The sequence below is a fragment of the Phenylobacterium sp. genome, from assembly GCF_024508875.1.
Taxonomy (GTDB): domain Bacteria; phylum Pseudomonadota; class Alphaproteobacteria; order Caulobacterales; family Caulobacteraceae; genus Phenylobacterium.
Map to the genome: position 1 here is coordinate 16663 of NZ_JANINU010000330.1, position 11717 is coordinate 28379.

Below are 11717 nucleotides of genomic sequence, written 5' to 3' on the forward strand. Positions count from 1 at the left end.
GACAAGATGCTGAAATTCGGGGCGAAATGGCTGAGGACGGGCGCGCTGGTCGCGGTGGCCGTGCTCGCGCCTCTGTCCCTGAAGGCCAGCGAGGCGGAGAAGCCCGTCGCGCGCAAGTACGTCGCGGCGGCGCCGGCGCGGATCGGCATGACCGACGCCGAGGTCGACAAGGACAGCGCCGGTTGCGTGAGCTGCCACACCGACAGCGACGCCAAGACCATGCACATGTCGCAGGCGGTCAAGCTGGGCTGCGCCTCGTGCCACGGCGGCGACGCGGGTGTGGTCGCGTCGGTGGGCCTGGCGAAGACCGACCCGCGCTATACGGCCCTGCGCGACAAGGCGCACGTGCTGCCAAAGTATCCCAAGACTTGGCACTACCCCAGCTCGGCCAATCCGAAGCAAAGCTACGCGCTGCTGAACAAGGAAAGCCCCGAGTTCGTCCGCTTCGTGAACCCGTCGGACTATCGGGTCGCGCGCCAGGCCTGCGGCGCGTGCCACATGGAGCTGATCGAGCGGGCCGAGCGCTCCCTGATGGCCACCGGCGCGATGCTCCTAGGCGGCGCGTCCTACAACAACGGCCTGCTGCCCTATAAGAACTACGTCCTGGGCGAAGCCTACACCGCCCATGGCGAGCCGGCCCGCCTGCTGTCGCCGGGCAACCCTCCGGGCACGGTCACGCCGGCGCAGGCCAAGCGTGGGGCGCTGCCGACGCTCTATCCGCTGCCGACCTGGCAGGTGACGCCCCCCGCCGACATCTTCCGCGTCTTCGAGCGCGGCGGGCGCAACATCAACAGCCAGTTCGCCGAGGTGGGGTTGCCCAATGCGAACGGCGCCCTGCAGCGCCTGGAAGAGCCGGGCCGCCCCGATATTCGTCAGTCGAACCGTGGGCCCGGCACGGGCCTGCGCGCTGCGATCCCGCTGCTCAATATCCACAAGACGCGCCTGAACGACCCCTTCACCTGGTTCATGGGCACCAATGACCAGCCGGGCGACTATCGCTCGTCGGGCTGCGCGTCCTGCCACGTGGTCTACGCCAACAACCGCCAGCCGCACGCCAGCCTGACGTGGGCGCCGTTCGGCCGCGACGGGGAAAGCGCCCAGGCCGACCCGACCATTCCGAAGGGCGAATCCGGGCACCCGATCAAGCACGCCTTCACGCGCTCGATCCCGACGGCCCAGTGCATGAACTGCCACATGCACCAGCCCAACATGTTCGTGAACACCTACCTCGGTTACACGATGTGGGACTACGAGGCCGATGCGCCCTTCATGTGGCCCGAGCGGCAGAAGTACCCCACCTCGGAAGAGATCCGGAAGGTGCTCAACCGCAACCCCGAGGGCGCCGCGCCGCGGGGCAAGTGGGCAGACCTCGACTTCCTGCGCAACGTCTTCAGCCTGAACCCCAAGCTGAAGGACACCCAGTTCGCCGACTACCACGGCCACGGCTGGAACTTCCGCGCCATCTTCAAGCGCGACCGCGACGGCAACCTGCTCGACAAGGACGGCGCGGTCATCGCCAACGACGACCCTGAGAAGTTCCACAAGGCAGGCGCGCCCGAGTTCACCCCGGCCGGCCAGAATGCGCCCGGCAAGGCGGTCCACATGATGGACATCCACGCCGAGAAGGGCATGCAGTGCGCCGACTGCCACTTCAGCCAGGATAGCCACGGCAGCGGTCTGATCATGGGCGAAGTGGCGAATGCGGTGGAGATCCGCTGCAAGGACTGCCACGGCAGCTCGCAGGCCTATCCGACCCTGCGCACGTCTGGACCGGCTGCGGACCCGAAGGGCAACGACCTGTCCCTGCTGCGCAACCCCGACGGCCAGCGCCGTTTCGAGTGGATGGAGCGAGAAGGCCGCCAAGTGCTGATCCAGCGCTCGCTGCTGGACCCCAAGCTGGAATGGCGGATCAAGCTGACCAAGGACACGGTCGATCCGACCTCGCCGGACTACAACGCCAAGTCGGCGCGCGCGAAGCTGATGAGCAAGATCAGCGAGAACGGCAAGCCGTTCCAGTGGGGGCCGGGCGTGGCGCCCGGCAACCGTGCGCACAACGACGACGAGATGGAATGCTTCGCCTGCCACACCTCGTGGACCACGGCGTGCGCGGGCTGCCACCTGCCGATCGAGGCGAACTGGAAGACCACGACGCACAAGTACGAGGAGCAGGAGACCCGCAACTACGCGACCTACAATCCGCAGGTCGCTCGGGACGACATGTACCAACTGGGCAAGCACATGACGACGAAGGGGGCCACCATCGCGCCGATCCGCTCGTCGTCGGCCCTGGTGCTGTCCTCGACCAACGTCAACCGAGAACGCATCTACGTGCAGCAACCGCCGATCGCCGCCTCGGGCTTCTCCAGCCAGGCCTTCGCGCCGCACTTCCCGCACACGGTGCGTTCGACCGAGACCAAGACCTGCTCGGACTGCCACGTCAGCGCGGCCAACGACAACAACGCCATCATGGCCCAGCTCCTGCTGCTGGGGACCAACTTCGTGAACTTCGTGGGCCAGAACGCCTGGGTCGGCCTGGACGGCGGCGTCGAGGCGGTCCGCGTCTCCGAGTGGAGCGAGCCGCAGGCGGTGTTTGGCTCGTACCTGCACCGGTACGCCTATCCCGACTTCTACAAGCTGCACGTCGAGCAGAATAAGCGCGAGCTGAAGAACTGGGTGCGCGGCAAGCCCTTCGCCAAGGGCAAGGGCGTGTCCGGCGGCGAGGAAGACTCCGCCGAGGAGATCTCCAACTTCGTCGCGAAGACCGACGGCGCGGCCCGCTGCCTGCAGCTGCGCGGTGAGTACATGTTCGTGGCCGAAGGGAAGGGCGGCTTCAACGTGCTCGACGCCGCCAGCGTGGCCAACAAGGGCGTGTCGGAGCGCGTGATCTCCGCGCCGTTCTCGCCGCTAGGTCATAACACCCGCGTGCCGTCGAAGAACGCCACCTGCATGGCCCTGCCGACGAACCAGAACATCGCGCCGCTTCGCAACGAGGCCATGCAGAAGATGATGGTCAAGGACGCTGCCGGCGCCGAGATCAGCATGCTGCAGGCCAATCAGGAACAGACCTTCCACCCGCTCTATTCCTACGCCGTCGTCACCGACAGCGAGGAGGGCCTGATCCTCGTCAACGTGAACACGCTGGCCGACGGCGACCCGCGCAACAACATGCTGAAGCGGGCGGTGACCTGGAACCCGGGCAACGTGCTGAAAGGCGCCCGGCACATCACCCTCGGCGGGCACTACGCGTACATCGCCGCCGACGCCGGCCTCGTCGTGGTCGACCTGAACGACCCGATGAAGCCGCGCCACATCACCACAGTCGCGCTGCCCGACGTCCGCGCTTCGGCGCTGCAGTTCCGCTATCTGTGGGTGACCACCGCGCGCGGCCTCGAAGTTCTGGACGTGACGAAGCTGGACCAGCCCCGCCTCGTCGAGGGCGCCACGATCCCGTTGGTGGACGCCCGCCGCGTCTACGTGGCCCGGACCTACGCCTACGTCGCGGCAAAGAAGGACGGCCTCGTCATCGTCGACGTGAAGAACCCCGAGCGGCCGCGCCTCTACCAGAAGTTCGACGCCGGCGGCGCGCTGAACGACGCAGAGGATGTGGTCGTCGGCTCGACCAATGCCTCGCTGTTCGCCTACGTGGCCGACGGCCGGAACGGCATGAAGGTGCTGCAGCTCATCGGCCCGGCCACCCAGCCGAACTTCTACGGCTTCTCGCCGGCGCCGAAGCCCGAACTGATCGCCTGGGCCCGCACGCCGGGGCCGGCCCTCGCCATGTCCAAGGGCCTGGATCGCGACCGGGCGGTCGACGAAACGGGCGGACAGATGGCCATCTTCGGCCGGCTGGGCTCGCGCCCGTTCACCCGGCCCGAGATGGAGCGCTTCTTCACAGACAGGTGGGGTCGCCCCTACCGCGTCACCGACACGGTCGACATGACGGGCTGGCTGGGTCCGCGCACGACGGGGCAGGCGGACCGCTGACGAAGTCCTTCTTGCGCGAGAAGGTGGCCTGCGTAGCAAGTCGGATGAGGGCGCACTCTGCTATCCAGTTCACGGCACGCCCCAGACGCTGTCTTTTTCGGCCACGAACCCACGGCGCTAACGCGCCACCGCGCAGAGGCCAGCACGATCCCTCATCCGTCAGCTACGCCGACATCCTTCTCCCGCCACGGGAGAAGGATGCCGTCTCGCGCCCTTAAGCGGCGTCGGTCCGGGTCGTGTAGGCCGGGATCGGCACCGGGACGCCCTTGAGGTCGATCTCGCCAACCGCGTCGATGGGCACGTCCTTCTTCGCCAGCTTGAGCGTGTCGCCGCTGAACAGGATGCGCGTGCCGAAGGTCTTGTTCGCCGCCTCCAGGCGCGCGGCGATCACCACCACCTCGCCATAGGCCGTGTAGTTGAACCGGCGCTCGCCGCCGAAGTTGCCGACCAGGCCGATGCCGGACGACAGGCCCATGCGCGTGTAGCCGAACTTGATGCCGCGGGCGATCATCCGCTCCCGGATCTCCAGGGCGTACTGGTCGATCTCGCGGGCGCAGGCGATGGCCTTGTCGGCGTGGTCGTTGGACGCCACGGGCGCACCGAAGATCGCGATGATGCCGTCGCCGGTCATCTTGTCGATCATCGCCTCATGCTTCCACAGGATGTCGATCACCCCGTCGAAGTACTCGTTGATCACTTCGGAGAACGTATCGAGGGGCAGGGTGGCGACCAGGGTGGAGAAGTTCTCCAGGTCGGAGATCATGACGGTGATCTCGCGCTCCTCGGCCCCGATCTTCACCTCCTCGCGGCCGTCGACCATGCGGTCGATTACCTGCGGCGCGAGATAGCGCTCCAGGGTCGAGGAATAGAAAGCCCGCTGGGTCTGCAACTCGGCGGCCGACAGCCGGCTCAGGATAAAGAAGCCGAAGGCGAAGCCCAGCAGGGGCGTCATCATCGGGATCATCAACGCCCCGTAGACGTACAGCCCGAAGGCGCTGCCCAGCAGCACCGCCATACCCAGCAGCACGATCCCTAGCGAGATCCACCAGCGCTGCGTCGAGCGGCCTAGGAGCGCGCCGCAGACGGCCGCCAGCAGCACCATCAGGGTGTCCAGCACCGGACCCGGCCGCCGCACCTTATCGCCGGCCAGGATCTGCGACAGCGCGTGGACGTGCACCTCGACGCCGGGCGTGCCTTGGGTGTGCCCCGGCAGGAAGCGCAGCGGCGTGGCGTGCATGTCCTCCTTAGGCGTCGAGGAGTCCGCGGTCGCCGAGCGGGTAACGCTTCCGATGAACGCGATCTTACCCTTCAGCAGGTTGGCCGGAACGAACGGGACGAAGGCTGCGGAGTAGGAAGGGGCGATCGCGCCCATGTTCTCGTCCGACACGTTCGGGTCGCGCTGGCGATAACGGATGTCGAACTCTTCGGTCGGCGGCTTCATCCCCGTTACCGCCGTCGCGACGCGAACCGCGAAGGCCTGGTAGCGGCTGGGCGTGGGATCGTAGCGCCGGATCACGTCGTCGTAGTCGACATGCATCAGCGCCCGGGCGTCGGAATAGAGCACCTTCTTCGAGACCGGGAAGTCCACGCCCGGCGTGCGCGCCGGATCGACGACCGCGATGAGCGGGGCCTTCACGCCTGCGATCCGCCGTTCGAAATCCTGGAACTCCTCGGGCGAGGACCAAGTGTCCAGCAGGTAGTCGACGGCGATCGCCTTGACGCCCTTGGCGTCCAGGGCCGCGATGAGGTCGCCCAGCCACGCCTTGTCGATGGGCGCCAGGCAGTGGCACGGCGAGGACTCGGCCATGGCCTGGGTCGCCGCGTCGTCCATCTTGATGATCGCGAAATCCGACTGGGCCTTCGGCGCGCCGAAGGCGAGGCGCAGGTCGTAGGTGACGTTCTCGACGAACCGCACGGGGGTCGTGTCGCCCAGGTAGAGGGCCGCGCCGGCCGCGGCCCCGGCCACCACGGCCACGACCACGATGTCGGCCAGCCGCTTGCCGCCGACAGCCCGCAGTCGGGCGACGAGAGCGACCAGCCGCGAGAAGACTCCGCCCCGGACGCGCCCCGCCATCGGTCAGGCCAGCTTTCGGAACGGGAAGTTGTAGGTCACCGCTGGAGCGTAATCGCCCGCCAGGCATACGTGGGTGGTCAGGTTCGGCCCGTCCGACATCAGCAGGGCGTAGCCCGGCGGCTCCTCCACCAGAATTTCGCGGCCGTCCGGCACATGCATGTCGACCTCGGTCAGGTCGAGGGTGAGCTGGATCGAGGTCGCAGGGGCGGCCGACACCACGTGGCCCGCGAAGACACCGTTGAAAGCGCGGTGGATGTGGCCGCACATCAGCACCTTCACCTGTGGGCGGCCGGTCAGAACCTGCGCGAGGCGGCCGATCCACGGAGAGTTGGGGTCGGGATCCATCCACTGGATGCCGCTGGGGATCGGTGGGTGGTGCAGGATGACCGCCGTGGGACGGTCCGGCGCCTCGTCCAGCGTGCGCGCCAGCCAGGCGGCGCGCGCCTCGTCGTATTCGCCGTCGTTGGGGCCATCCAGGGTGTCGCACATGACCACCCGCATGTCGCCGAAGTCGGCCGTGTACTGCACGAAGCCGTTTGCGTCGGTCTCCGCGCCCTGACCGCTGAAGATGCTCAGGAAGGCGTCGCGGTTGTCGTGGTTGCCCATGCCGTAGAGGACTGGAATTTCGCTCTCGGCCATCAGGCGCTTGAGCTCGACATATTCTTCCGGCTCGCCGCGGTCGACCAGGTCGCCGCTGGCGATGATCGCGAGGGGACGCGGGCGCAGGGCATGGATCGTCTGCATCACCTGGCGCAGGCGCTCCTCGTTCCGCCGTTGATTCAGCGGATCCTTCTCCGTGGTGACATGGAGGTCGGTGATCTGCGCGATCGTCAACAAAAAGGCCGCCTCCCCAAGCAGCGCGCATGGTCCCGTCTAGATACGGCCCGTCAGCGTCGACGGATGACGAGATTCCGGATTTCCGTCATGTCTTCCATGGCGAAGCGTACACCCTCGCGTCCCAAGCCGGAGTCCTTGACCCCGCCGTAGGGCATGTTGTCCACGCGGTAACTCGGCACGTCGCCGATGACGACCCCACCAACATCCAGGTGATCCCACGCCTCGAGCATCTTGTAGAGGTCGCGCGTGAAAACGCCGGTCTGCAAACCAAACTTGGAGTCGTTCACCTCGTCGAGCGCATCTTTGAACTCGGTGAACTTCGACAGGATCGCGACGGGCCCGAAAGCCTCCTCGGCGTAGAGCGCGGCGGAACGGCCGACGCCCTCCAGCAGGGTGGCCTCCAGCATGGCGCCTTCGCGCTTGCCGCCCACCAGCAGCTTGGCGCCGTCGGCCACAGCCGCCTGGATCCAGCTATCGAGGCGCCGGGCCTCCTTCTCGTCGATCATCGGCCCGACGAAGGTGCTTTCCTCGCGCGGGTCGCCGGCGATCAAGGTCTTGGTCTTGGCGACCAGCCGGTCGCGCAGTTCGTCGTAGATGTCGGCGTGGATGATGATCCGCTGTACGCCGATGCAAGACTGGCCCGACTGGTAGAAGGCGCCGAAGATTATGCGCTCGACGGCGTCGTCCAGGTCAGTGTCCTTGTCGACGACCACCGCGGCGTTGCCGCCCAGCTCCAGCACTACCTTCTTCTTGCCGGCCTTGGCCTTGAGGTCCCAGCCGACGCCCGGCGAGCCGGTGAACGACAGGAGCTTCAGCCGCTCGTCGGTGGTGAAGAGGTCGGCCCCGTCGCGATGGGCGGGTAGGATCGAGAACGCGCCCTTGGGCAGGTCGGTCTCGGCCAGCACCTCGCCGATGATGATGGCGCCCAGCGGCGTGCGCGAGGCGGGCTTCATGACGAACGGGCAGCCCACCGCCAGCGCCGGCGCGATCTTGTGCGCAGCCAGGTTCAGCGGGAAGTTGAAGGGGCTGATGAACGAGCAGGGGCCGATCGGCACCCGCTTCCACATGCCCTGGTAGCCCTTGGCGCGTGGCGAGATGTCCAGCGGCTGGACCTCGCCCGTCATCCGCACCGACTCCTCGGCCGCGATGCGGAACGTGTCGATCAGGCGGCTGACCTCACCGCGGGCGTCGCGGATCGGCTTGCCCGCCTCGATGCACAGGGCATAGGCCAGTTCCTCGAACCGCTCCTGGAAGCGCGCCACGCAGTGCGCGAGCACTGCCTGGCGCGCGTAGGCGGGCAGGCGGGCCATCGGCTCGGCCGCTTCGACGCAGGCGGCGATGCCTGCGTCGATGGTCTTGGCGTCGGCCTGCGCGACCCGCGTCGCCACCTTGCCCGTGTACTTGTCCGTCACCTCCAGATCGAGGTTCGGGGTCTGGGCCTCGTTGGCGAGGTAGAGCGGGTAGGAGTCCTTCAGGGCGGTCATGTCCGGGGTCCTTGAAGCCTACGCCGCTCAGAGCGCCGCGCTCAGTTCCTTGATCTGCTTGTTCAGGATCGAGTCGTTGTCGGAATAGTCGACGGGGCAGTCGATGAGATTCACCCCAGGCGTGTCCAGGCACTGCTTCAGCAGGGCCGGCAAGCTGCTGGCGCTCTCCACGCGATAGCCATTCGCGCCGTAGCTCTTGGCGTACTCCACGAAATCCGGGTTGCCGTAGGTCAGGCCCCAGTCCTTGAAGCCCATGTTGGCCTGCTTCCAGCGGATCATGCCGTAGCTGTTGTCGTTGAGGATGAGCACCGTGATGTTCATCTTCAGACGGACGGCTGTCTCCAGCTCCTGGCTGTTCATCATGAAGCCGCCGTCGCCGCAGATCGCCATGACCTTGCGGTTCGGATAGACCATGTGCGAGGCCATCGCCGAGGGCAGGCCGGCGCCCATGGTGGCGAGCGCGTTGTCGAGCAGGACGGTGTTGGTCATCCGCGCCGGATAGTTGCGGGCGAACCAGATCTTATAGACGCCGTTGTCGAGGCAGATGATGCCGTCCTGCGGCATCGCTTCGCGGATCTGCTTCACCAGGTATTGCGGATAGATCGGGAAGCGCTGGTCGTTCTCGTACTTCTGGGTGTGCGCCACCTCGGCTTCGCGCGCCTTCATCATGGCCGAGAAGTCCCAGCCCGCCTGGGGCATGATGTCTTCCTTGATCTGCCAGATGGCGTTCCCAATGTCGCCGATCACCTCGTACTGCGGGAAATAGACCGGATCGACTTCGGCCGAGCGGAAGTTGATGTGGATCACCTCGGCGCCGCCGCGTTGCATGAAGAACGGCGGCTTCTCGATCACGTCGTGGCCGATGTTGATGATCAGGTCCGACGCGCCGATCGCCCGGTGCACGAAGTCGCCGGCCGACAGGGCCGCGCAGCCCAGGAACTTGGGCGACAGCTCGTCCACCACGCCCTTGCCCAGTTGGGTCGAGACGAACGGGATCCCGGTCTTCTCAATGAACTGGCTCAGCATCCGGCTGGTCATCGTCCGGTTCGCGCCGGCGCCGATCACCAGGATGGGCGACTTGGCCTGCTCGATGCGCTTGGCCGCCGCGCGGATCGCCTTCTCGTCGGCGACGGGGCGGCGGGCGTTGCTCTTGGGAATCGGCGTGGAGTCGGTCTGCTCGTCGGCGACGTCCTCCGGGAACTCCAGGTGCACTGCGCCCGGCTTCTCTTCCTGCGCCAGGCGGAAGGCTTCGCGGATGCGGCTCGGGATGTTGTCCGCCGAGGCGAGCTGGTGGGTGTACTTCGTGATCGGCTTCATCATGTCGACCACGTCCAGGATCTGGAACCGACCCTGCTTTGACTTCTTGATGGGCTTCTGGCCGGTGATCATCATCATCGGCATGCCGCCCAGCGTGGCGTAGGCCGCGGCGGTGACGAAGTTGGTCGCGCCCGGACCCAGGGTGGCGACGCAGACGCCGGCCTTGCCGGTGTGCCGGCCGTAGGTCGCGGCCATGAAGCCCGCCCCCTGCTCGTGCCGGGTCAGGATCAGCTTGATCTTCGTGGAGCGGCTCAAGCTGTCCAGGAAGTCGAGGTTTTCCTCGCCCGGAACGCCGAAGACGTGCTCGACGCCTTCCTCTTCCAGGCACTGCACGAACAGATCTGACGCCTTGGTCATGACTTAAGCCCCCATCCCACGGGTGTGAGTTGTCGCAAATTCCAGGCTCTTGTGAAGGGGCAAAGACAGCGGGCGCATTTTGCGTCTGGAAATGCGCTTAGCCCGTACGGATTTCGAAGCTAAGCTTCTTAAGGGAAGAGCCGGCGGCGACCAGGACTGGGCCGCCTTAGGGGGAGTCACATGGCAGTCAGTGATCACGTCGACCTCAATGGGTTCATCGAGGGCGTGAAGCGCCGCAATCCGGGCCAGCCGGAGTTCGTCCAGGCGGTCCAGGAAGTGGCCGAGGACATCTTCGACTTTATCCAGGACAAGGAGAAGTATCACGAGGCGCAGATTCTGCGCCGGATCGCCGAGCCGGACCGCGTGGTCAGCTTCCGCGTCTGCTGGCAGGACGACAAAGGCAACGTGCGCGTGCAGCGCGCCTGGCGCGTGCAGAACAACAACGCCATCGGCCCCTACAAGGGCGGTATCCGCTTCCACCCCTCGGTGACCGAGAGCGTGCTGAAGTTCCTGGCCTTCGAGCAGACCTTCAAGAACGCTCTGACCGGCCTGCCCATGGGCGGCGGCAAGGGCGGCTCGAACTTCAATCCGAAGGGTAAGTCCGACGGCGAGGTCATGCGCTTCTGCCAGAGCCTGATGACGGAGCTGTACCGCTACATCGGCGCCGACGTGGACGTGCCCGCCGGCGACATCGGCGTGGGCGCCCGCGAGATCGGCTACATGTTCGGCCAGTACAAGCGCCTGACCAACGAGTTCACCGGGGTGCTGACCGGCAAGGGCCTGGAGTACGGCGGCTCCCTGATCCGCACCGAGGCAACGGGCTACGGCGCCACCTACTTCCTGCAGAACATGCTGAAGACCCAAGGCAAGGACATCGAGGGCCATACGGTGGTCATCTCGGGCTCGGGCAACGTGGCCACCCACGCTGCCGAGAAGTGCACCATGCTGGGCGGCAAGGTCGTGACGCTCTCCGACTCCGAAGGCTTCGTCTACGACCCGGACGGCTTCACCCAGGAGAAGATCGACTGGGTGAAGGACCTCAAGAACAAGCGCCGCGGCCGCATCAGCGAGTACGTCAAGGAGTTCAAGACGGCCGAGTTCCACGTCGGCAAGACTCCCTGGGGCGTGCCGTGCCAGCTCGCGCTGCCCTGCGCGACCCAGAACGAGTTGCTCGGCGACGACGCCCGCACCCTGGTGGCCAACGGCTGCATCGGCGTGTCCGAAGGCGCCAACATGCCGACCAACCTGGAAGGCGTGCACGTCTTCAAGGACGCCCAGATTCTGTACGCGCCGGGCAAGGCGGCCAACGCCGGCGGCGTGGCGGTCTCGGGCCTGGAGATGAGCCAGAACTCGGCGCGCATCTCCTGGAAGGAAGAGGAGCTCCAGCGCCTGCTCCAGGACATCATGGCGGGCATCCACGCATCGTGCCTGGAATACGGCACGCGCCCGGGCTCCAAGATCCCGGACTACGTGAAGGGCGCCAACATCGCCGGCTTCAAGAAGGTCGCCGACGCCATGCTGGCCTTCGGCGTCGTCTGACCCACCTCACATCGCTGAAACACGAACGCCGCCCCGGGCAACCGGGGCGGCGTTTTTATTAGCTCCCCTGTTGTGGACGCCGCGGCGGGAGAGGGGCTGCGCCAATTTTCGGGGAAGGCCTAGAT

6 protein-coding genes are annotated in these 11717 nt (G+C 66.5%); 2 read left to right on the forward strand and 4 right to left on the reverse strand.

Features of this window, described 5'->3' with window-relative positions; genetic code table 11:
- The first annotated feature begins 6 nt into the window (after nt 1–6).
- Entirely contained in the window at nt 7–3984 is a 3978-nt protein-coding gene (locus Q0L11_RS21330) for a hypothetical protein (RefSeq protein WP_296599951.1), read from the forward strand.
- 214 nt (nt 3985–4198) lie between these two features.
- Here the strand turns inward: Q0L11_RS21330 and Q0L11_RS21335 are convergent, their stop codons facing one another.
- From Q0L11_RS21335 to Q0L11_RS21350, 4 genes are read right to left on the reverse strand one after another with little or no spacing between them, the layout of a single operon-like run.
- The gene (locus Q0L11_RS21335) at nt 4199–6058 is read right to left on the reverse strand and encodes an adenylate/guanylate cyclase domain-containing protein (RefSeq protein ID WP_296599952.1); all 1860 of its coding nucleotides are present in this window, start codon (nt 6056–6058) and stop codon (nt 4199–4201) included.
- 3 nt (nt 6059–6061) lie between these two features.
- On the reverse strand, nt 6062–6892 hold the full coding sequence (locus Q0L11_RS21340) for a phosphodiesterase (protein ID WP_296599953.1): 831 nt from the start codon (nt 6890–6892) through the stop codon (nt 6062–6064).
- A gap of 53 nt (nt 6893–6945) precedes the next feature.
- Nucleotides 6946–8379 carry an aldehyde dehydrogenase family protein gene (locus Q0L11_RS21345; RefSeq protein ID WP_296599954.1) on the reverse strand — a complete coding sequence of 478 codons (1434 nt, stop codon included), beginning with the start codon at nt 8377–8379 and terminating at the stop codon, nt 6946–6948.
- Nucleotides 8380–8406: 27 nt separating this feature from the next.
- Entirely contained in the window at nt 8407–10053 is a 1647-nt protein-coding gene (locus Q0L11_RS21350; protein WP_296599956.1) for an acetolactate synthase large subunit, read from the reverse strand.
- A 180-nt stretch (nt 10054–10233) separates the two neighbouring features.
- Between Q0L11_RS21350 and gdhA the strand changes: the two genes are divergently transcribed.
- Entirely contained in the window at nt 10234–11592 is a 1359-nt protein-coding gene (gene gdhA / locus Q0L11_RS21355; RefSeq protein ID WP_296599957.1) for an NADP-specific glutamate dehydrogenase, read from the forward strand.
- The last annotated feature ends 125 nt before the right edge of the window (nt 11593–11717 follow it).